The 23828-nt window shown below is 37.0% G+C and carries 20 protein-coding genes; 7 read left to right on the top strand and 13 right to left on the bottom strand.

The window, feature by feature from the left end:
- Positions 1-115: 115 nt before the first annotated feature.
- The 5 genes from LQV47_RS05790 to LQV47_RS05770 form a co-directional block, all read right to left on the bottom strand.
- A complete protein-coding gene (locus LQV47_RS05790) occupies positions 116-445 on the bottom strand; it encodes a hypothetical protein (protein ID WP_230034795.1) in 330 nt (109 codons plus the stop codon).
- A gap of 514 nt (positions 446-959) precedes the next feature.
- A complete protein-coding gene (carB, locus tag LQV47_RS05785; RefSeq protein ID WP_230034793.1) occupies positions 960-4139 on the bottom strand; it encodes a carbamoyl-phosphate synthase large subunit in 3180 nt (1059 codons plus the stop codon).
- A gap of 47 nt (positions 4140-4186) precedes the next feature.
- Positions 4187-4549: a four helix bundle protein gene (locus LQV47_RS05780; protein ID WP_230034785.1), complete on the bottom strand. Its 363-nt coding sequence runs from the start codon at positions 4547-4549 to the stop codon at positions 4187-4189.
- Positions 4550-4560: 11 nt separating this feature from the next.
- On the bottom strand, positions 4561-5643 hold the full coding sequence (locus tag LQV47_RS05775) for a carbamoyl phosphate synthase small subunit (protein ID WP_230034783.1): 1083 nt from the start codon (positions 5641-5643) through the stop codon (positions 4561-4563).
- Positions 5644-5799: 156 nt separating this feature from the next.
- Positions 5800-6690, bottom strand: a complete 891-nt coding sequence (locus LQV47_RS05770) for an aspartate carbamoyltransferase catalytic subunit (RefSeq protein WP_230034781.1) — start codon at positions 6688-6690, stop codon at positions 5800-5802.
- Between the two features lie 240 nt (positions 6691-6930).
- Between LQV47_RS05770 and LQV47_RS05765 the strand changes: the two genes are divergently transcribed.
- Positions 6931-7392 (top strand): Lrp/AsnC family transcriptional regulator, encoded by a 462-nt coding sequence (locus tag LQV47_RS05765; RefSeq protein ID WP_047485178.1) that lies wholly within the window; start codon positions 6931-6933, stop codon positions 7390-7392.
- A gap of 318 nt (positions 7393-7710) precedes the next feature.
- Here the strand turns inward: LQV47_RS05765 and argH are convergent, their stop codons facing one another.
- The 8 genes from argH to LQV47_RS05725 form a co-directional block, all read right to left on the bottom strand.
- Complete coding sequence (gene argH, locus LQV47_RS05760; protein ID WP_230034779.1) at positions 7711-9015, bottom strand: argininosuccinate lyase; 1305 nt, start codon at positions 9013-9015, stop codon at positions 7711-7713.
- Positions 9016-9261: 246 nt separating this feature from the next.
- Positions 9262-10344 (bottom strand): M20 family metallo-hydrolase, encoded by a 1083-nt coding sequence (locus LQV47_RS05755; RefSeq protein WP_230034777.1) that lies wholly within the window; start codon positions 10342-10344, stop codon positions 9262-9264.
- Positions 10319-11182, bottom strand: a complete 864-nt coding sequence (argB, locus tag LQV47_RS05750; protein WP_230034775.1) for an acetylglutamate kinase — start codon at positions 11180-11182, stop codon at positions 10319-10321. The genes LQV47_RS05755 and argB overlap by 26 nt, the downstream gene beginning before the upstream one ends.
- Positions 11179-12138 (bottom strand): N-acetylornithine carbamoyltransferase, encoded by a 960-nt coding sequence (locus LQV47_RS05745; RefSeq protein WP_230034773.1) that lies wholly within the window; start codon positions 12136-12138, stop codon positions 11179-11181. The genes argB and LQV47_RS05745 overlap by 4 nt, the downstream gene beginning before the upstream one ends.
- A gap of 353 nt (positions 12139-12491) precedes the next feature.
- Complete coding sequence (locus LQV47_RS05740) at positions 12492-13631, bottom strand: aspartate aminotransferase family protein (protein WP_230034771.1); 1140 nt, start codon at positions 13629-13631, stop codon at positions 12492-12494.
- A 140-nt stretch (positions 13632-13771) separates the two neighbouring features.
- On the bottom strand, positions 13772-14737 hold the full coding sequence (gene argC, locus LQV47_RS05735) for an N-acetyl-gamma-glutamyl-phosphate reductase (protein ID WP_230034769.1): 966 nt from the start codon (positions 14735-14737) through the stop codon (positions 13772-13774).
- A 52-nt stretch (positions 14738-14789) separates the two neighbouring features.
- A complete protein-coding gene (locus LQV47_RS05730) occupies positions 14790-15986 on the bottom strand; it encodes an argininosuccinate synthase domain-containing protein (RefSeq protein ID WP_230034767.1) in 1197 nt (398 codons plus the stop codon).
- Positions 15958-16644: a GNAT family N-acetyltransferase gene (locus LQV47_RS05725; RefSeq protein ID WP_230034765.1), complete on the bottom strand. Its 687-nt coding sequence runs from the start codon at positions 16642-16644 to the stop codon at positions 15958-15960. The genes LQV47_RS05730 and LQV47_RS05725 overlap by 29 nt, the downstream gene beginning before the upstream one ends.
- A gap of 160 nt (positions 16645-16804) precedes the next feature.
- Here LQV47_RS05725 and LQV47_RS05720 point away from each other — a divergent pair, with 160 nt between their 5' ends.
- The 6 genes from LQV47_RS05720 to LQV47_RS05695 all read left to right on the top strand — a co-directional run bounded on the left by LQV47_RS05720 (position 16805) and on the right by LQV47_RS05695 (position 23821).
- The gene (locus LQV47_RS05720; protein ID WP_047485199.1) at positions 16805-17221 is read left to right on the top strand and encodes a helix-turn-helix domain-containing protein; all 417 of its coding nucleotides are present in this window, start codon (positions 16805-16807) and stop codon (positions 17219-17221) included.
- 310 nt (positions 17222-17531) lie between these two features.
- Complete coding sequence (locus tag LQV47_RS05715; protein WP_230034763.1) at positions 17532-18911, top strand: porin; 1380 nt, start codon at positions 17532-17534, stop codon at positions 18909-18911.
- A gap of 106 nt (positions 18912-19017) precedes the next feature.
- Positions 19018-20598, top strand: coding sequence for an MFS transporter (locus LQV47_RS05710; RefSeq protein WP_230034761.1), 1581 nt, complete (start codon positions 19018-19020; stop codon positions 20596-20598).
- Between the two features lie 43 nt (positions 20599-20641).
- Positions 20642-20869, top strand: a complete 228-nt coding sequence (locus LQV47_RS05705; RefSeq protein WP_047485203.1) for a DUF6814 family protein — start codon at positions 20642-20644, stop codon at positions 20867-20869.
- 62 nt (positions 20870-20931) lie between these two features.
- Positions 20932-21126 (top strand): hypothetical protein, encoded by a 195-nt coding sequence (locus LQV47_RS05700; RefSeq protein WP_230034759.1) that lies wholly within the window; start codon positions 20932-20934, stop codon positions 21124-21126.
- Positions 21119-23821, top strand: coding sequence for an ATP-binding protein (locus LQV47_RS05695; protein WP_230034945.1), 2703 nt, complete (start codon positions 21119-21121; stop codon positions 23819-23821). The genes LQV47_RS05700 and LQV47_RS05695 overlap by 8 nt, the downstream gene beginning before the upstream one ends.
- Positions 23822-23828: the final 7 nt, after the last annotated feature.

Raw genomic sequence — 23828 nt, 5'->3', positions numbered from 1 at the left:
TTTGATTTTGTAAACGTAATCATTTCTAATTTTATCAGACTTTTTTTCTAATTCCTGAATGCTAAATTTTTCACCATTTATCTCAACATTATCAATTTCCCAATACCATTGGGAATTATGTGTTTTTTTCAATTCTTACTGTTGATTGCGGAGCAATTTCCAAGATAATACCGGAACTGTCCACAACCGATTTATCAACTGATTTTAGATTTTTATTTTTTTTAAAAGCTTTAGGTTTTACAATATCATTTATAGAATTGAAACTGTAAACACCATAATAATCACTGGATAATCTCTTTAAAACTTCTTTTTTATAATTGATTTTTACCGTCTTTTTGGTTTGGGTAAAATTTTGGATGTAAAAATCCGTTTGTATTGAACAACCGAATAGTACAAAGAGAAAAATAATTCCAAATAAAATCTTATATCTTCCCATTATATTCATATCATTTTAATTTACATGGCTTTTAAAGTATCAGATATATACTTTAATTTCAACAAATTAAGCAAACAATCTTTTCAATGCAGTTCAAAAGCATGGTTTAACTGGTGTTTTTTATTTCCAGGTTCAGCCGTCACCTTATCAGGGCTATTTTAATAGCTTTATTTTTATATTTTCCCAATTTTTCAAGTGCAGTTCTCTCTCTCTTTCAGGTCAAGGTTGTGTACTTATGGTTCTCAAATTTACGTATTTCAACAATCAAATTTTAATAGTTTACAGGAGATTGTTTTAATTAAAAGTAAAAAGTTCTGTTGCAGAAGTCTATGTAAGAAATAAATCAACAAATTGATTTGGATAAACGTATTGTTCATTGAAGATTTAGCCACAATAACAGAAAGTAAAAATTAGGTAAGGTAGAGCTCTGGCAAACCTAGCGTTGATATATAATTGATTGAGATAAAAAAACCTCATAGATTTCAAAAATCTATGAGGTTTATAGTGTTATATTTTCTGAAAATTACATCGTTTCCATTTTGAAACTCATGCTTTCAATTACTTTCAGAATAGCTTCTACCGTATCCATTGACGTTAAACAAGGAACACCGTTCTCCACACTCATTCTTCTGATCTGGAAGCCGTCTCTTTCTGCCTGTTTACCTTTTGTAGTGGTATTCACAACATACTGAACTTTTCCTTTCTGGATCAGGTCGATAAGGTTGACACTTTCTTCTCCGATCTTGTATCCAATTTTGCAAGGGATTCCTTTTTCTCCGAAGAACTTCGCAGTACCTTCTGTAGCCCAGATTCTGAATCCTACTTCATGGAATCTTGCTGCTAAAGCTGCGGCTTCTCCTTTATGCTTATCTGCTACTGTAAACAGGATGGAACCATGCATAGGAACTTTTCTTCCTGCTGCAACAAGACCTTTGTAAAGTGCTTTTTCAAGCGTTGTATCTTTACCCATAACCTCTCCTGTAGACTTCATTTCAGGTCCTAAAGAGATATCCACTTTCGTTAGTTTTGAGAAAGAGAAAACAGGAACTTTTACAAATACACCTTCTTTATTAGGAACCAGCCCGTCTTTGTAACCAAGATCTGTCAGCTTTTGTCCTAATATTGCTTTTGTAGCAAGGTTAGCCATTGGTACCTCAGTGATTTTAGATAAGAAAGGAACTGTTCTTGAAGAACGCGGGTTCACTTCGATTACATATACATTTCCTTCGAAAAGTACATACTGGATATTCATTAATCCGATAACCTTCAGTCCTTTTGCCAGTCTTTTTGTATAGTCTACTAAAGTATCAACTTCGCTTTGTGAAATATTTTGTGGCGGGTACACTGCAATAGAGTCTCCGGAGTGAACTCCTGCTCTTTCGATGTGCTCCATAATTCCGGGAATTATTACTGTTTCACCATCACAGATTGCATCTACTTCAATCTCCTTTCCTACCATGTACTTGTCAACCAAAATGGGATGTTCTGGGCTTGCTTCAACCGCGAATTCCATATAGTGTGCAAGCTCTGCTTCTGTGTATACAATTTCCATTGCTCTACCCCCTAAAACATAACTTGGACGTACCAATACCGGATAACCGATTTCGTTGGCAATTTCTATTGCTTCTTCTTTTGAGGTTGAAGTTCTTCCTTTTGGCTGAGGAATTCCAAGCTCCTGTAATGCTTTTTCAAATTTATCTCTGTTTTCAGCTCTGTCAAGATCTTCCAGGGAAGTTCCCAAGATCTGTACTCCGTGAGATGCTAACTTATCTGCAAGGTTGATCGCAGTTTGCCCTCCGAATTGAACCACTACTCCTTTAGGTTTTTCAAGGTCGATGATGTTCATTACATCTTCTTCCGTAAGAGGTTCGAAGTATAATTTATCAGATATAGAGAAGTCTGTGGAAACTGTTTCAGGGTTGTTATTGATGATGATCGCTTCGTAACCCATTTCTTTGATTGCCCAAACCGAGTGAACTGTAGCATAATCAAATTCTACCCCCTGTCCGATTCTGATAGGTCCTGATCCCAGCACAATGATCTTTTCTTTATTGGAAACAACACTTTCATTTTCTTCTTCATAGGTTCCGTAGAAATAAGGCGTTTCACTTTCAAATTCTGCGGCACAGGTGTCTACCATTTTGTAAACCGGCATCACTCCGTTTTCTTTTCTGAAATTGAAAATTTCACGTTCCGTTACATCCCAAAGAACAGCAATATTGATATCTGCAAAACCTAGTTTCTTAGCCTGAATTAAAGTTTCTTTATCAAACTTATGATCAGCGATCACTTTTTCAAAATCAACTAATTTTTTTAGTTTCCAGATGAAGAACTTGTCTATTTTGCTCCATTCTACAATCTGTTCCCAATCGTATCCTCTTCTTAAAGCATCTCCGATGATGAACAATCTTTCGTCATCACAAACTCTGATTCTTCTTTCAATTTCTTCTGCTGTAAGAGCCTCAGCTTGTTTTGTTTTTAATCCAAGGTGTTTGATTCCTGTTTCTAATGAACGGATTGCTTTCTGTAAAGACTCCTCAAAATTTCTTCCGATAGCCATTACTTCACCCGTTGCTTTCATCTGAGTAGAAAGTCTTCTGTCAGCAGTTTCGAACTTATCGAATGGGAATCTTGGGAATTTCGTAACTACATAATCCAGGGCCGGCTCAAAACATGCATATGTCTTTCCTGTCACCGGATTCATAATTTCATCAAGTGTCAATCCTACAGCAATTTTTGCCGCAATCTTTGCAATAGGATATCCTGTTGCTTTACTTGCAAGCGCTGAGGAGCGGGAAACTCTTGGGTTTACCTCAATGATATAGTACTCGAAAGAATGTGGATCCAACGCTAATTGTACGTTACATCCTCCTTCAATTCCTAATGCTCTGATGATTTTTAAAGAAGCATTTCTCAATAACTGATACTCTCTGTCTGAAAGGGTCTGAGAAGGTGCTACTACGATTGAATCTCCGGTATGAACTCCCACCGGATCTATATTTTCCATGTTACAAACCACAATTGCATTGTCGTTTGCATCACGCATTACTTCATATTCAATTTCTTTAAATCCGGCAATTGATTTTTCAATAAGACACTGTGTTACAGGGCTATATTTCAATCCCAGTTCAGCAATCTCCTTCAATTCAGCTTCCGTGGATGCGATACCACCTCCTGTTCCTCCCATGGTAAAGGCAGGGCGAACTATTACGGGATATCCGATTTTATCAGCAAAAGCAATTGCTCCTTCTACTGTATTCACGATATCAGATTCTGGAACCGGTTCGTTCAGCTCTCTCATCAACTCACGGAAAAGATCTCTGTCTTCCGCTCTGTTAATTGCAGAAAGTGTTGTTCCCAATACTTCCACCTTACATTCTTCAAGAATTCCCGATTTCTCCAGTTCTACCGCCATGTTCAGTCCTGTCTGACCTCCCAGTGTTGGTAATAATGCATCCGGACGTTCTTTTCTGATGATGTGGCTTACAAACTGTAATGAAATCGGCTCAATATATACTTTATCTGCGATCTCCACATCCGTCATAATTGTTGCAGGGTTTGAATTGATCAAAATTACCTTGTAGCCTTCTTCTCTCAAAGACAGACAAGCCTGCGTTCCTGCGTAATCAAATTCAGCTGCCTGACCAATGATAATAGGTCCTGAACCAATTACTAAAATTGTTTTTATATCGTTTCTTTTCATAGGGGTTTAAAATGTAACAATCTATCAATTTAACAGTGTAACAATATTTACAAACCGTTGTCTTTTGATAAACTTGTGCTTAAAATTTTATAAATAATCTTTCCAATTTCTATAATCTGTGTTTCTAGTTTTTGATCAAATGGATAACTTTGAGAATGTTTACACAGATATAGCCAATATTTTGTTTCTTCAAGTTCTTTAGCAGCAATTTTAATTTTATTCACAAAATCTTTTTTACTGTAGGGATTTTGTGCTTCAAAAGAATTTGCGCCAATACTTGTTCCTGAACGCAATAATTGTTTAGCAATAACAAATTTCTTCTTACTTTCCAATAATTCACAGAACTCTATAATATCTAATGAGAACTTAACAGTTTTTTCAATTAAAGGATTGTTTTCGAAATTGATCATTTTAATTATTGTTAAACTGGTACATTTTTAAATTGGTACATTAGATCAATGAACTCATCAAAAAGGTAGTTTGCATCTTCCGGGCCTGGGCTCGCTTCAGGGTGATACTGAACGGAGAAACAAGGGTGGATTTTGTGCTTTAATCCTTCATTTGTTCTGTCGTTTAAGGCGATGTGGGTTTCAATCAGATCTGTTCCTTTTAAGCTTTCCTGATCTACTGCATACCCATGGTTTTGAGAAGTAATAGCCACTTTGTTTTTCTCCAGATCCAATACCGGGTGGTTTCCTCCTCTGTGTCCGAATTTTAGTTTGAAGGTTTTTGCTCCGCAAGCTAATCCGATCAGCTGATGTCCTAAACAGATTCCAAAGATGGGAACTTTCCCCAGTAAACCTCGGATCATATCCAAAGCGTGTGGTACATCTTCCGGATCTCCAGGACCATTTGACAGCATAATTCCATCAGGATTCATCAGTAAGATCTCTTCTGCTGTTGTATCCTGAGAAACAACGATAATGTCGCAATTTCTTTGTGACAGCTCTCTGATGATCCCCAGTTTAGCTCCAAAATCTACTAAGACTACTTTGAACCCACGGTTAGGGTTAGCATAAGGTGTTTTTGTAGAAACTGTTTCCACCTGGTTGATAGGGAAACTTGTAGTTTTTAGTTCTGCAGCAACTGCACTTTCATCAGCATCAGCATTTACAATTTTACCTTTCACTACTCCATAGTTACGAAGAATTCTTGTCAGTCTTCTGGTGTCAATTCCTGAGATTCCTGAAAGGTTTTTCTTTTTAAATAATTCATCTAAAGTAATCTGAGTACGGAAATTAGAAGGAAGATCGCAAAGTTCTTTTACGATAAGTCCTTTAATTGCAGGCTCGATACTTTCATAATCATCACGGTTAATACCATAATTTCCGATAAGCGGATAGGTCATACAAACTATCTGACCGCAGTACGACGGGTCAGAAATCAATTCCTGATACCCTGTCATTCCGGTATTGAAAACTACTTCTCCTGCAGTTTCCAACTCTGCTCCGAAACCTTCTCCATGAAACACTTCACCGGACTCCAGTATTAATTTTTTCTTCATTTTTAAAAATTAGATATTAGATTTTAGAACTTAGAAGTCAGACTTCCTTGTTCTATATTATTTTTTTTTGTACAATGTCGGGTGTACAATGTATAATGTACTTTTCTCCGATCTGTATTTTGTACATTTTACTTTGTACATTATACTTTTTACAATTTACTTAAACGTAAATCCTTTTTCTTCCAGCGCTTCCTTCAGGATCGCCATTCTTGCGAAAACGCCATTCTGCATTTGTTTAAAAACTCTTGAACGTTCACATTCTACAAGATCCGAATCTATTTCTACCCCCCTGTTGATAGGTGCAGGATGCATAATAATTGCTTCTTTTTTCATCGCCCGCTCCCTTTCTTTGGTGAGGCCATATCTTTTATGATAGTCGGAAGCTGTAAAGCTCATCGCGTCATCATGTCTTTCGTGTTGTATTCTTAAGAGCATCAGAACATCTACATCAGCAATCAGTTCATCTACTGAAAGGTAAGTTCCGTTAATCAAAGCTCCTTCATCAAACCATTGTTCCGGTCCTGAGAAGTATACTTTAGCTCCTAATCTTCTTAGGGCTTCAGCGTTTGAATTGGCAACACGGCTGTGTTTTACATCCCCTACAATCCCTACTTTTAATCCTTCGAACCTTCCGAATTCCTGATAGATCGTCATCAGATCCAGCATACACTGTGAAGGGTGATTTCCTGTTCCGTCTCCTCCATTGATCACAGGAATCTTAATATTTTTCAATTCCTCAAAGTATCTGTCCTTTTTATCGCGGATCACGACTAAGTTTACCCCTATACTTTCAATGGTCTTCACCGTATCATAAAGGCTCTCGCCTTTGTTTACCGAACTGTGTGAAGCATCAAAAGGAACAACCTGAAGTCCCAGTTTTCTTTCTGCAATATCAAAGCTCGTCTTTGTTCTTGTACTGTCTTCAAAGAAAAGGTTTGAGCAAAAAACTTCTCCTTCAATTTTAGCAGTTTTTCCATTCGCAAAAGCCATTGCTTCTGTCAGTATACTGTTGATTCTCTCGGTGCTTAGTTCTGTAATCGTAAACATAATTCTTAATTTTTGAGCATAAAAAAAGCGAAGACAAGATCTTCGCTTAATAACAATAAATATCGTAAAGGGCGCTTTCGCCCGGTAAATCTAATGATATAAATGCTTTTTTATTCATTAGGTGCAAAGATACAGTATTTTTACGAATCTACAAAAACAAAGTTTTAAAAAAATTTAAAACCTCAGTATTTTCCTATTCTCATTTTAAATTAATATTTTTGTTATCACTCAAATTAGTTTATGGATTTAAAAGACAAAATGATTCTCAGCATTATTCAGGAAGACTCTACTCTATCTGTTAAGGAAATTTCAGAAAAGATAGGCCTTACCTTTACTCCAACCTATGAGCGGATCAAGCAGCTGGAGAAGCACGGAATTATTGAAAAATATGTAGGTCTTTTAAACCGTGAAAAACTGGGTTTGAATATCATAGTCTATTGTAATGTCCGTCTTAAAGAGCAATCCAAGAAAGTATTGGAAACCTTTGAGAAAAACATTGGAAAATATGATGAAGTACAGGAAATCACCAGCCTTTCCGGAGAATATGACTATATGCTAAAAATTATTGCGAAAGACATTAACTCTTATAATGAATTTGCAGTCAATGTCATCTCAAACCTTCCCAATATCGGACAATACCATAGCTCCATTGTTCTTCATGAGGTAAAAAAATCCACCAAATTCAAGATTGATCTGGAATAAATTCTTTTAATTTAAACCATTAAGAACTTTTAAGAGGTGAAGGATAATTAAGGAATTCGCAAACGAATTTTAAAACTATACAGCTAAAAAAACGCAGATTTTCTTAACTTTACCTTACAGTCTTCATCTACCTTAATGGTTCAGTTTATCAATCATCAAATTCAAAGAGCGGAATAAAATCTAACCATTAAGATCACTCAAGCAGATAAGATTTATAAGATTAAGGCTTTCACAACGAAAAGGCAGCAGGCTAAAATAATTTTAGAAATTCTACTGATTTTTTTGCTTAAGTTTTTGATGACCTCAATGGCTTAGATTCTAACCCAATAATTTATTTTTCAGCTTATTAAACTGGTATTCTATTTTATCCAGACAGAGGTTTCCTATACTCCCCTGATGCGTATGATCAAGATTTCCCGGTTCAAAATCGAATGCAATATTTTCAATCTCCTGTCCTACTTTCACATAGGCGTCACGGAAAGAACTTCCGTTTTTCACTTCTTCATTGATCTTCTCGACACTGAAAAGATATTTATATTTTTCATCTTTCAGAATCCCGTCTTTTACCTGGATATTAGGTAAGGTATAGCTTAAAATCTCCAGACATTCTTTTAGAGAGTCAATCGCCGGGAAAAGAATTTCCTTAGTCAGCTGTACATCTCTGTGATATCCCGACGGAAGATTATTCGTTAGCAGGATAAGCTCATTCGGAAGAGACTGTATTCTGTTGCATCTTGCACGAACCAATTCAAAGATATCCGGATTCTTTTTATGGGGCATAATACTGCTGCCCGTTGTAAATTCTTTTGGAAAACTTATAAAATCAAAATTCTGATTCAAATACAGACAAACATCATAAGCAAACTTCCCCAGTGTTCCTGCCAAAGTTGCCATTGACATTGCCAGTAATTTCTCAGATTTCCCACGGGTCATCTGTGCATACACCGAGTTATAGTTCATCGACTGAAAGCCTAGATTATACGTCGTACTCTCACGGTTAATCGGGAAAGACGAGCCATAGCCTGCCGCAGATCCCAAAGGGTTTTTATTGATGATATTTTTCACTGAAAACAGCATTTCAACATCATCTAAAAGGGCTTCTGCATAAGCTCCAAACCAAAGCCCGAAAGACGAAGGCATAGCAATCTGAAGATGGGTATATCCGGGTAGCAAAACATTCTTATGCTGATCCGCCAGTTTGATTAAAATCTGAAAAAACTCATCTGTAAGCGCTGTTATCTCACGGATCTCATCCAGTAAATAGAGTTTGATATCCAGCAACACCTGATCATTTCTTGATCTTGCGGTATGGATTTTCTTTCCTGTATCCCCTAATTCTTCAATGAGAATAGCCTCTACCTGAGAATGGATATCCTCAGCTTCTTTATCAATTTCAAAACTACCTTTTTCAATTTTTTCTAAAATTTCATTCAAAACAAATAACATCTGCTCTGATTCTTCATCGGAAATAATCCCTGTTTCTGCAAGCATTTTACAATGGGCCATAGAGCCTTTTACATCGTATTTTGCCAAACGCTCATCAAAGTCAAGATCTTTTCCTACGGTGAACTGATTGACTAATATATTGGTGGCAAGGTTATCCTTCTGCCATATCTTTTTCATATGTAACTATTTAAAATATTAATTGGTTTTGACATGCCCAGCAGGCATTCCTTAAAATTACTATTAACTATAAAAAAACATTTCCTCAATAAAAGTTTCCGTTTTTAATTTTCTTTTTTGCATAAATCCTTATTAAAAACTTAAACTTTCTACCTGCTGAGCGTTGTCAAAACATATATTTTTAGATATTCAAATGTCAGACTCTTTGATTTGTATCTGAGATCTGAGATTTAGTATCTGATATCTTTATAACACTTTTTCCAGAATTTGGATGTAGATCGCAATCCCTTCTTCTATTTCATGAATATAGATGAATTCATCCGCAGTGTGAGAGCGCCTACTGTCTCCGGGGCCTATTTTCACTGATGTACATGGAATAATGGCCTGATCCGAAGAGGTGGGAGAACCATATGTTGTCCTGCCAATTTCAAGACCTGCCTGTACAAACGGGTGATCCATTTCGATTTTCGAAGAATTGAGTCTGAAAGATCTCGCTGTAAGTGTTGATTTCATTTGAGACTGAATCATTTCAAAAGCTTCTTTATTGGAGTATTCATCTGTCACCCTTACATCCAGTGTAAAATGACAGGATTCAGGTACCACATTATGCTGTACTCCGGCATTAATACCTGATAAAGTCACTTTCACCTCTCCCAGATATTCTGAAACTTTTGGGAATTTAAATTCTAAAATATGCTGCAGATCCTGCATACATTTTATAATCGAGTTATCATGATTAGGATGAGCAGCATGGGAAGGAGTTCCCTTCATTTCCCCATCAATCACAAGCAGTCCTTTTTCGGCAATCGCCAAATTCATCTGTGTGGGTTCTCCTACAATAGCAAATTCTATGTTCGGTAACTGTGGAAATAAAGCTTCTATTCCATCAAATCCTGAAATCTCCTCCTCTGCAGTTAAAGCAATTACCAGATTATATTTTAAATCTTCTTTATCATAAAAATGCTGGAAAACCTGTGCCATAGAAACCAGAGAAGCTCCGGCATCATTACTTCCCAGTCCGTAAAGTTTCCCGTCTTTTTCGATCGGCACAAACGGATCCAAAGTATAAGCCTTATTAGGTTTTACCGTATCATGATGGGTATTCAGTAAAACAGAGGGTTTACCTGCATCAAAATTTTTATTGACTGCCCAAATATTATTTTTAAAACGCTTGGTCGGAATCTGATGTTTTTTGAAGAAATTTTCAATCTCCACCGATGTATTGAATTCATCTTTACTGAATGAAGGAATTTCAATCAGATTTTTCAGCAATTCAACTGCATTTTTCAGCAATTCTTCTTTATTATAAACAGATTTCAGTTCCTGCATGATGATTCTCTATATGATTTTTCAATTGGGTTTCTTTAATCAGAAACACCTTATTTACGTTATTTTTTATCGCTCCAAGAGCATTTTCAAGTTTGGGTAAAATCCCTTTATGCAGCTTTCCTTCTTTTTTCAACACATCAAAGTCTTCACCGTTCATACTTTTGATCAATGATTCCGGATCATTTACATTTTCCAGGACACCTTCTTTATCAAAACAATACAAGAGCTCGACCTCAAATTTCGATGATAAAGCCTGTGCCATCACTGATGCAATGGTATCTGCATTGGTATTGAAAAGATTTCCTTTTTTGTCGTGGGTAATCGCTGAAAATACAGGAATAAGATCGAGCTTCATGAATTTTGAAACCAATTTCTTATTCACACTTTTTTTATTAATATCCCCTACAAAACCAAAATCAATATCCGGATGTTCTCTTTTTTTAGCTTTAATTAAATTGCCATCCGCACCGGAAAAGCCTATTGCATTACAGTTTTTTTGTTGCAGTTTTTCAACAATATTCTTATTGATCCCTCCCGCATATACCATCGTTACAATATCCAATGTATCTTTATCCGTAATCCGCCTTCCATTAATCATCTTCTGCTCAATACCCAGTTTATCAGCCAAAGTTGTTGCCAATTTACCACCGCCGTGAACAAGGATTTTCTTTTCCTGGATTTCAGAAAATTGTTCTAAGAATTGAGTTAATAATTCCTCATCATCAATTAAAGCTCCTCCAATTTTTATGATGTATAACTTTTCCTTCATTTTGTAAACGTTTTGAGATACCTGTTCTTTTTTATCCTCGTCAAGGTTTAAAACCTTGGCAAGGATCATTTGGCTTTTAATTCACCTAAAATTTCACTGAACACTGCCTGTGCCGAGAAAATACGGTTCTTTGCCTGTTGGTAAATAATAGAATGCGCTCCGTCCATTACTTCATCACTCAGCTCTACGTTACGGCGAACAGGGAGACAGTGCATTACTTTTGCCTGATTGGTATTGGTCAGTTTTTCATTCGTCAGCATCCAATCTTCCTGTACTTCCGGCATGGCTGCATAATCATCGAAAGAAGACCAGTTTTTCACATAGATAAAATCAGCATCCTTTAATGCTTCATTCTGATCATGGATTACTTTTACATCTTTTGTGAAATTTTTATCCAGATCATAGCCTTCAGGATTTGCAATCACCAATTCAACATCCATTTCCTGCATCCATTCTGCAAAAGAGTTTCCTACAGCCTGAGCAATGGGTTTGATATGCGGAGCCCATGTAAGCACTACTTTTGGTTTATGATCTTTTTTCCAGTTTTCGGTGATGGTAATACAGTCTGCCAAACTTTGCAACGGATGACGGGTTGCTGATTCCAAAGAGATAACAGGAACTTTGGCATGCTGCTGAAACTGGCTTAAAATACTTTCATTGACGTCATCTTCTTTGCTTTTCATTCCTGCAAAACAACGCACAGCAATAATATCGCAATATTGATTTAATACCTCAATAGCATCTTTAATATGCTCCACTGTATCTCCGCTCATTACCGCTCCATCAGCAAATTCAAGATTCCATGCTTCCTGTGCTGCATTCAGTGTCAAAACATTTAACCCTAAATTTTGCGCTGCAATCTGGCTGCTCAAACGGGTTCTTAAACTTGAGTTTAAAAATACAAGTCCTATAGTTTTCCCCTTTCCTTTTTCTGTTTCTGAAAGCGGGTTTGCTTTTATCTCTAAAGCTTTTTTTATGATTTCCTGTAAGTTTTCAACATCACTTACGGCGGTAAAATTCTTCATTGAATGAATGTTTTTAAAAATTGATTGACCTATTAATTGTGATAACTTAAACCACAAAAGACACAAAAGTTTTTTATTTAAACACTTAAGAGAACTTAATTTTTAAAAACTTAACACCTTGAAAACATAAAGTTTACATAAGATGAAAAAAGATTTTCAAAGAACTTAAGTGTTCTTATTAACGCTTAGTTGTTACTTAAAATCACTAAAGTGTTAAGTCTTTTGTGACTTTTGTGGTTAACATATTTTCAATTCAGGTTTTGACTATTTCGCCTAGATTCCTACGGAATGACAAACTTGCATTATAATTTGGATCTTAGGCTTTTTGCAATTTTGCTCTCTGCAGTTTTGGTTTAAATTTTTTCCAATACTATTTTCAAAGCATTGATGAAAAGGTCGGTTTCCTCTTCTTTGATAGTAAGTGCCGGAAGAATCCTTAAAACACTTTTATCATTTGAGTTTCCTGTAAAAATATGATGATCATACAGCAGGCTTTTCCTTACTTCCGAACAATCCCTGTCGAGTTCTATTCCGATCATCAGTCCTTTCCTTCGGATTGATTTAATATGTGGTAAATCCTTAATTTCATTTTCAATATATTCGCCCATTTGCTGAGCATTTTCGATAAGGTTTTCCTCCTTCATAACATCCAGAACTGCAATAGACGCTGCACAAGCCAGGTGATTTCCGCCAAATGTTGTTCCCAACAAACCATAGCTTGCCTGAAATTTAGGATGAATTAAAACACCTCCCACCGGAAAACCGTTCCCCATTCCTTTTGCTGTGGTAATCATATCCGGTTGTATTCCGAATTCCTGATGCGCAAAGAAATATCCGCTTCTTCCGTATCCGGATTGTACCTCATCTAAAACCAAAACACTGTCATACTGATCACACAATTCTTTAATCTTAGATAGAAACTCCGCCGTTGGAATCATAATTCCTCCCACACCCTGAATTCCTTCGATAATTACAGAAGAGATTTCATTTCCAGATACTTCAAAAGTCTTTTCAAGCTGTTCGATATCATTCCATTCCGATTTGATAAATCGTTCTGAAAAGTTAACCGGTGCCACAATTTTGGGATTATCGGTTACAGAAACCGCTGCAGAAGTTCTTCCGTGAAATGATCCGGAGAAGTAAAGCACTTTGCTTTTTCCATTGTGAAAAGAAGCTAGTTTTAAGGCATTCTCATTCGCCTCAGCTCCGGAATTACATAAAAAAAGACTGTAATCTTCATAGCCTGAAAGCCTCCCAAGTTTCTCTGCCAGCTCAGTCTGCAATTCATTCTGAACAGAATTAGAATAAAAAGAAATTTTCTCTAACTGCTCTTTTAGCTTTGTCTGATAATGAGGATGATTATGTCCAATGGAAATTACCGCATGACCTCCGTAAAAGTCAAGATATTGTTCTCCCTTATCATCCCAAAGGAAAGATCCCTGAGCTTTAACCGGGTTTATGTTGAATAATGGATATACGTTGAATAAATTCATTTTTGTTACTAGTTGTTAGTTGATGGTTAATGGTTGAGAGTTAACAGGACCTGTTATCGAAAATAGTAGTCTGATGCCACTTATGATCTATCATCTACCAACCTTATATACATTTTACTTTGTACTTTATGCATTGTACATTAAAAAGCTATCGGCTTCAGATTCAGTCCTTCATTTTCTTCCCAGCCCATGGCAATATTCATATTCTGTACTGCCTGTCCTGAAGCGCCTTTCAACAAATTGTCAATCGCTGAGTGGATCACTACTACATTTCCACATTTTTCGATCTGAATCACACAGCGATTGGTATTGACAACTTGTTTTAAATCAATTGCTTTTTCACTTACCTTTACAAAAGGCGCTCCTGCATAAAAATCCTGATACAACTGATATAGGTCAGAAAGTCCCCAATCTGTTTTTAACGTAGAACTTGTAAAAATTCCTCTTGCAAAATCCCCTCTCCATGGTACAAAATTCAGGCTGACCTCTTTATGATTAAACAAAACTATTTGTTGTAAAATTTCATCCACATGCTGATGAAATAACGTTTTATACGCAGAGACATTATCGTTTCTCCAGGTAAAATGCGTAGTCGCCTGTAAAGACTGCCCTGCTCCTGTAGATCCTGTAATTCCTGTTGTAAAAACCTCATCCAGCAATTCTTTTTCAGCTAATGGTAAAAGAGCTAACTGAATCGCGGTTGCAAAGCATCCCGGATTGGCAATACTCTTTGACCCTGACAGTTGTTTTTTATTGATTTCAGGCAATCCGTAGATAAAATCTCTGTTTCCGAAATCTCCTTGCAAACGGAAGTCATTTCCCAGATCAATCACCAAAGTCTCCTCTTTCACAGGATTTTTGGTTAACCAATTCTGGCTTTCCTTATGGGGAAGACACAGAAAAAGAATATCCACCTCTTCAGGCTGATCTGTTAAAACATGTTCGCAAACCGTCGTCAAATCCGGGTACAAATCCGATATTCTTGTTCCCGAATTCGAACGACTATATAAAAAACTCAATGTCACATGGGGATGAAAAGCCAGTAAGCGTATCAACTCACTTCCTGTATAGCCGTTGGCTCCTACAATTCCTACTGTTTTCTTCATATTCAAACTAATAGGACTACATCCTATCTTGGGTTAAATCGTTCCTTCGGAACTAGTTGATATTTTGGTTAATTTGGTGGTATATATTTAAAGAGTTGCTTACAATTTTTGTATACCCTTTTACATCTTCCCCTGTCCAAGCTCTGTTCGCTTCTCCATAGCTTCCAAATTGATCAGACATTAAATCGTGAACAGATTCAATTCCATTTAAAACAAATCTGTAAGGATGAAGGGTTACAAATACCTTTCCACTTACTGTTTTTTGAGAATCTACTAAGAAAGATTCAATATTTCTCATCACAGGGTCTAAAAACAATGCTTCATGAAGCCAGTTTCCATACCAATCGGACAATTGAGATTTCATCATCTGCTGGTATTTTGAAAGGGTATGCTTTTCCAATAAATGGTGTGCTTTAATAATTACTGAAGCTGCTGCTGCTTCAAAACCCACTCTTCCTTTTATCCCTACAATAGTATCCCCCACATGGATATCCCGGCCGATACCATACACAGAAGCTAATTTTTCTATTTTCTGAATAGCATATACGGAATGTTCAAAACTCTCCCCATTCACAGCAACCACTTCTCCGTTTTTAAATTCGATCTCCAGCTCTGAAGCCTGAGTTTCCTGAATTTGAGAAGGAAACGCTTCTTCCGGCAGGTAATTTCTTGATGTCAAAGTCTCCTTTCCTCCTACAGAAGTCCCCCAAAGCCCTTTATTCACTGAATATTGCACTTTATGGAATTCCATTTCATAGCCATGGCTTTTCAAAAACTCAATCTCCTCTTCACGGGATAAAGCCATATCCCGGATCGGGGTAATGATCTCCACATCTGGACACATTACCTGAAATATCAAATCAAAACGAACCTGATCATTTCCGGCCCCTGTACTTCCATGAGCAATAGCATCTGCCTCAACTTCAATTGCATATTTTGCAATCTCCTGTGCCTGAATAGTGCGCTCAGCACTTACAGAAAGAGGATAGGTATTATTTTTCAATACATTCCCAAAAATCAAATACTTCACACAAGAATTATAATAATCTTCCTGAGCATCTACGCACCTGTATGTTTTCACTCCTAGATTAAGGGCTTTTTTCTCCAGTTCCTTTTCTTCTTCTTTAGAAAAACCTCCGGTGTTTACAGTTACTGCATATACATCATACCCCAGTGTTTCACTAAGATATTTCGCACAGTAGGAAGTATCTAAACCTCCGCTAAACGCTAAGATGACCTTCTTTTTCATCTGAATTCTTTTTATTTTTGTTAATGGCCAGATGAAATTCACCAGGAGAACTTTGAGCAGAATACCCCAATCCTGTTTGGCTTATTTCATCATATTTATTGTTAGGCTGATCATTCACAGCTTCATTTTTTGTTATATTTTCCGGAACAAACAACATTGCCGTACACAGGCAGTTTTTACGTTCCTTTTTCATTAAAATTTCGTAATTGACACAATTTTTACAACCGCTCCAAAATTCTTCATCCTGAGTCAGCTCAGAATAGATAACCGGTTTGTATCCTAAATCACTATTTATTTTCATTACAGCCAACCCTGTAGTCAGCCCAAATACTTTAGCTTCCGGATACTTTTCTCTAGATAACTGGAACACTCTATGTTTGATCTGCGTCGCTACTCCTCCATTCCTGAATTTCGGAGATACAATTAATCCTGAGTTGGCAACAAACTTCCCATGCGACCAGGTCTCTATATAGCAGAAACCCACCCACTCGCCGTTTTCAGTAGCTACCACAGCATTGCCCTCTGAAATCTTTTTACTTAAATATTCGATGGAACGTTTTGCGATACCCGTTCCTCTGCGCTGTGCAGAATCATACATTTCCTGCTGTATTTCACTCACATACATTAGATGTTCGCATGAGGAAATTTCTATTTCCATTTATTTATCTAATTTTTTTGGCAAATTTAAAATATAATTTCTATAAAAACCAAATAAAAAAGATATTTTTTTTGTTTTAAAAAATTATACAGGTAAAATTATCTTTACGAGAAATTATATATTTGCTAATTTATTATATATTTGCTAAAAAAGTATAGCTATGGAAAATACATGTCCTAAATGCGGTAGTAATAAAGTAGTTAAAAGCGGGATCATCAATGAAAAACAACGGTTCCACTGCAAGAACTGCAAGTATTATTTCACGGTCAAAAAACTGGGAAAGCAGATTGACGACTACTATGTAACCAAAGCTTTGCAGCTCTACCTGGAAGGTTTAAGCTACCGTGAAATAGAAAGAATTATCGGGGTTTCCCATGTTACGATCAGCTCATGGATCAAAAAATACAATATTACCAGACCTCCCCATTCTGAATTCCATCCTGTTTATAAAATATTAAAACAGAATGAATTAATTGAATATATTGCCCAGGAAGAAAACATTAAAAACTCCGGAATTATTATCACCCAGTTTGCCGATAAGTACATGCTGATCAAATGGGAGAGATTTAAGAAGTAGAGAGAAGGGAGAAGGGAGAAGAGAACAAAGAACAAAGAACCAAGAACCAAGAGCCAAGAATAAAGACATCAGGTATTAAACAGGAGACTTGAGACCTTAAATTTATTGATTTACAAATTATTGCATTTCAATAAACACCTACCCCCTAACTAATAACTCTTAACCCTTAACTCTTAACTCATAACCGTCAACTATTAACCGTCAACTAAAAAAACTATATCATTACCACTAATATATATTAAATTTTTATAAATAAATTATTAATTCCAATTTGGCATTCACAAAAAACAACGCCAAAAATTGATAATTTATGAAGAAATTACTTACATTCATTGGAGTAGCCTTAATCAGCAGTTCTTTATACTCGCAAGGTTCTCCTGATTACGGCAGCGGATTAAAAGTCAACCTCAACCCGGACGGAGACAAGTTCATCAGATTTATTTTATGGGACCAGCTCTGGTTAAGAAACACCTCTATGAACCCCGGGAGTATGGTGGGAAGTGAACCTACAAACAATTCCTGGAGCATAGGAAACAGAAGATTACGGGCTTTAACGTATGCTCAGATCTCCAAAAGATATATGATCCTCCTTCATTTCGGAATTAACAATCAGACCTTCATCAACGGAGGTGCAACAGGAACTTCAGGAACAGGAGGTTACGGAAACGGAAAGAAAACCCAGCTGTTTTTCCATGATGCCTGGAATGAATATGCAGTTATTTTACCTGGAGAAGCGGGAAAATTCAGTTTATCTTTAGGGGCAGGGCTCCATTACTATATGGGACTTTCCCGAATGACGATGGCTTCTACCCTTAATTTCCTGACTGTAGACTCCCCTGTTTTTTCATGGCCTCTGATTGACAATTCAGACCAGTTTGCCAGACAGCTTGGAATGTTTGCCAAGGGAAAATATGGAAAACTGGAATATCGCCTCAGCTTAAATAAACCTTTTGCAACAGATCTGACACCAGTGAATGTCACTGATCCTGCGAGAGCTGTAGCGGTAGATAATAATGGAAATCCAAGTTTTTCAAAGGCAGGTTATCTTGAATATCAATTCCTTGATGAAGAGTCCAATACACTACCTTTCAAAGTAGGTTCTTATCTGGGAACAAAGAAAGTTTTCAATGTAGGGGCTGGGTTTTATCATCAGGCAGACGGAACAAGAACTTCCATTAATTCCAATATTGAGAAACACGATATCACTCTTTTCGCTGTAGATGCTTTTGCAGATATTCCATTGGGAGAAGCCAAAAATAAAATGGCCGTTTCTGCGTATGCCGGATATTACAACTACAATTTCGGACCCAATTATATAAGAAATCTGGGAACAATGAACATTGCCGCCACAGACCCCAATTTTATAGGTAACAAAGCCATTGCAGGACCGGGAAATTTACAGCCTACTATTGGAACAGGTAATATTATCTACGCTCAGGCTGGTTTACTTTTACCCAGCCAGGCTGAGAAACCAAAAATCAGAATACAGCCTTTTGCAGCTTACACACACAAAAGTTTTGAAGCATTTGACAAGTCTTCCTCCCAGTTTGATGTTGGAGCCAACTGGTTTATCGATGGTCATCATGCAAAAATCACCACACAGTATTCAACACGACCGGTCTATACAAGCCCCACGGAAAGCCCTTCTTCAAAAGGTGAGTTCATTGTACAGTTTCAGATTTATCTATAATCCACCGCCAACACAGTACAACATTAAGGCAATGAAAACAATATAACCTGATAAAAAATTTCACTGAATTATTATCATTTTCTACTAATATCAAAAACTAATCAATATGAGCGAAAAGCACTACGAAAGCTACGAAAATATGACCGACAGGCAGAAAAACCGCACCATATGGAGCGTTATTACAGCCTCATCCCTTGGAACCCTGATAGAATGGTATGACTTTTACATTTTCGGAAGTTTAGCCATCGTTTTAGCAACAAAATTTTTCCCTGCAGATAATCCCACCGCTGCCTTTTTATCTACATTGGCAACATTTGCTGCCGGATTTGTAGTAAGGCCTTTCGGTGCTTTATTCTTTGGAAGACTGGGAGATCTTATCGGAAGAAAATACACCTTCCTGGTCACCTTACTGATTATGGGGTTTTCCACTTTCCTTATCGGATGTATCCCAAGTTATGAAACCATTGGATTTATGGCTCCGGTTTTAGTTTTAATCTTAAGACTACTACAGGGTTTAGCGCTTGGAGGTGAATATGGAGGTGCAGCAACGTATGTCGCAGAATATGCACAGCCTCATCGAAGAGGTTACTGGACTTCATGGATCCAAACTACAGCTACTGCCGGACTTTTCATTTCTTTAATTGTTATTTTGATCACAAGAAAAACTCTTTCTCCTGAAGATTTCGACACTTGGGGATGGAGGGTTCCTTTCTGGATTTCTATTCTCATGGTAGGTGTTTCTTATATCATCAGAAAAAATATGAAAGAATCTCCGCTTTTTGCCAAGGCCAAGAGCGAGGGAAAAACGTCCAAAAATCCTTTAAAAGAAAGCTTTGGCAATAAGTTTAACTTCAAATTTGTTCTGCTTGCCTTATTTGGAGCTGCAATGGGACAAGGGGTCATCTGGTACACCGGGCAGTTCTATGCTATGAGCTTTTTACAAAAGGTAATGAATGTGGAATCTTCCCAAGTAGATTTACTGATGGCAACAGCCTTGCTTTTAGGAACTCCTTTCTTTGTGTTTTTCGGTTGGCTCTCTGATAAAATAGGCCGAAAAGCAGTCATGATGACCGGAATGCTTGTCGCTATTTTAGCATACAGACCAATATACGACAGCATGTTTAAAAGCGTAAATCTTGAAAATAAAACCGTAGCAGCCAATGGAATTACAGAAAAAAGAACAGCCAAAATCCATAATGACATTGCTACAGACAGCTTGGTTACCATTCATAAAGAGACCCTTTTTACAGACGGAACCTTAGTTAAAAAAGACAGTATTGTCCACTGGTCACCGACCGGTCCGGTTATGAAAGACGGAAAAGCTGAAGAAGCAAAAGTATCCCAAACCGTAAAATTAAGTGATGACACGAAATGGTACCTGGTCTTCCTGGTGTTTATCCAGGTGATATTTGTAACCATGGTTTATGGGCCTATTGCCGCATTCCTAGTGGAAATGTTCCCTGTAAGAATCCGCTATACTTCCATGTCTCTGCCGTATCATATTGGAAATGGGGTATTTGGAGGCCTTCTTCCGGCAGTTGCCACGTATCTGGTGACTACAGGAAAAGAAGCTGGACATGCAACATGGTATCTTGAAGGACTATGGTATCCCATCGGAGTGGCAGCAGTCTGTCTGTTCATCGGATTAATTTATCTTAAAAATAAGAACAATAATCTTCACGATTAGGCATGGAATCAATCAAATTTTTATTAATTTTAAAACTATTAAAATGAACGGACTAAAAAAAATATTAGGCATTCTCTGGATCGCAATTGCTGTGATCGTAGGATATTTCGGAACCACGGTAATGGGAATTCCCAAAATCACTTCCGGAAAACAGGAAGACCTGGTTTTCGGCATCATCATTTTGTTTGTACTGATGCCCATTGTCTCGGGTGGAATGGCCGTTTTCGGTTATTATGCGTTAACGGGAGAATATTCGGACGACAAAATTTAAAAAATAATATGGATAATTGATGGATGCAGCATTCATCAATTATCTTTTATCAATCATCATTTATGAAAAAAAGACACGAACAGAAACTTATTATCTTAAGCATCGGGCTGATGATTGCTTTCAGCATTCCCATTTCATTGATTTTCAACAGTGAGAAAAGTGTTTTGGGCTACCCTATGATTCTGATCTACCTGTTTGCGGTCTGGATGATTTCCATCGTGATATCTTTTGTAATCGTAAAAAAGTATGATGAGTAGTTTCGCTTTATTTTTTGTAGTCTTGTTTTATCTGGCCCTTTTGTTCTTAGTTGCCTATCTGGCAGAGAAGAAGAAAAGCAAGATCTGGATCAACAATCCTTACATTTATGCTTTGTCTCTTGCTGTATACTGTACGGCATGGACTTACTATGGAAGTATTGGTGTAGCGGCTACAAGCGGATTAAACTATTTACCGATCTACATCGGTCCCATCATGATTATTCCTGCGTGGATTTATATCAATACACGGATTGTAAGGATTTCAAGAGTCAATAAAATCAGCAGTCTTGCAGATTTTATTTCATTGCGATATGGAAACAGCAGAAGCTTCAGTGCTATTATTACAATAGTGTGCCTTCTTGGTATTGTTCCTTATATCGGACTGCAGATCAAAGCGATTTCCGAGACCTTCCATTTGGTTACAGAAACACCGATGTCAAAAGACATCCTTACAGACAACGCTACTTTTGTGGTTGTTTTAATTGCTTTATTTGCCTCATATTACGGAACAAGATACGTAGATGCCTCAGAAAAAAGGCTGGGAATTATTTCAGCCATTGCCCTGGAAAGTTTTTTAAAATTATTCTTCATTATCATTCTTGGATTTTTTGTCATTTATTATGTATTTGATGGTTTTTCAGATATCTATCAGAAGGCAAGCCAGTTTAAAGATTTTAAAGAAAAAAATACATTCAACGGAACTGAGGGCGCTATGAACTGGATGCTTCTGTGCATGATTTCCGCTACAGCCATCTGTATTTTGCCCAGACAATTCCATACTGCTATTGTAGAAAACAGACAGGAAAAACACATTAAAACGGCTATTTGGTTTTTCCCTCTTTACCTGTTGATTTTCACTGTATTTATCTTTCCAATCGCCTGGGGCGGAAGGTTGATTTTTGATGGACAGAAAGTAAATCCGGAGTTCTACTCTATTTTAATTCCACAACATTTTGACAACACATTGATTACGGTCTTGGTTTTCCTTGGCGGGTTAAGCTCCTGCATTTCAATGATCATTATCTCAGCTATTACTTTATCCATCATGTTATCCAATAACCTGATCATTCCTTATGGCTTGCTTGGAAAGTTCAAATCCGAAAGTGAAGAGCAGAATACAAGAAATATTACCAACATCAGGAAATTCAGCATTTTCGCACTGATTATCATGGCTTTTGCCTTCTATAAATATTTTATACTGAAGACCTCTCTTGATTCTGTAGGCTTAATTTCATTTGTAGTGATCGGCCAGCTGGCACCTTCATTTTTTGGTGCTCTATTCTGGAGAAGAGGGAGCTATAAAGGTGCTGTCATTGGGCTTATCGCCGGATTGGCAATCTGTTATTTCGGATTGATTATTCCTCAGTACTATTTTTCGTACAACCAGGAGTTCAAAGGAGTATTGAGAGAAATGTACGATGCTTTCGGTTTTTTCACCATTCCTTATTTAGGAAGAATTCCACAGATCTTTTTCTGGTCAATTTTGGTAAATACAGGCTTATTTACCATTATTTCCGTCAGCACCAAAGGAAATTACAGGGAAAGGAACTTTGCGGAACTGTATGTAGATATCGACAAATATATTCAAAATCATGAAAACGCTTTTATATGGCGGGGAACAGCCTATATTTCCGACATTCAGAATATCCTCGAAAGGTTTTTAGGTAAAAGTAAAACAGAGCAGGCTCTAAGGATTTTCAACTTGAAATATAATATCGATTCTAATACAGAAACGGCAGACTCAAGGTTTATTAAATTCTCGGAAAACCTTTTAGCAGGAAGAATTGGTACCGCCTCTGCAAAAATATTGATTGAAGGAGTAACCAAAGAGGATAAAATATCTTTAAAAGAGGTATTGAATATCCTTGAGGAATCACAGGAAAATATCAGCTTAAATAAAAAATTGACAGAGCAGTCTGAAGAACTCCAGAAACTTTCTGATGATCTGCGTACCGCCAACGAAAGCCTGATTGTCAAAGACCGCCAGAAAGACGATTTTCTGGATTCTGTTGCCCATGAACTGAGAACTCCGATTACAGCTATCCGTTCCGCCGGAGAGATTTTAGCGGATGACGACGATATCCCTTTTGATATCAAACAGGAGTTTTTAAATAATATCATCACAGAATCTGACAGATTAAGTGAAATCATCAACGATATTCTTTATCTTGATAAGCTACAACATGGAGAAATCCTGCTAAGTATTCAGGAAAATAACATCATCGAGACTTATAAAAGAGCATTGAACCCTCTCCTCCACCTGATCCAGCAGAAAAATATTCATTTAAGTGAAGTGAATCTTCTGAATCAGTTTATATTTGAATATGATGAAGCAAGGATGATCCAGCTTTTTCAGAATATTTGGGGAAATGCATTGAAATTCACTGATGAACAAGGTACTATACAAACCAAACTTTTTGAAAAGGAAAACCAGTTAATCATTTCTATTTTCAACACAGGAAAACATATTCCTGAGGAAGACCTGGAAATGATCTTTGACAAGTTTTATCAATCTAAAAACCAGAATATTTTAAAACCTACAGGAAGCGGACTCGGGCTTGCTATTTCTAAAAAAATTGTACAGGCTCACGGCGGAAGTATCAAAGCTGAAAACAGCGGACTTGGTGTCACTTTCACCATCAGCATTCCCGAGATAATAATAAAAGAGATTAAAAATGAAGTTGAACATTCTTAAAAAGCAC

It is taken from the genome of Chryseobacterium sp. Bi04 (assembly GCF_918698085.1).
Lineage (GTDB): Bacteria > Bacteroidota > Bacteroidia > Flavobacteriales > Weeksellaceae > Chryseobacterium.
Note: the sequence above shows the minus strand (reverse complement) of the source record. Positions and strands in the feature narration are given on the sequence as shown.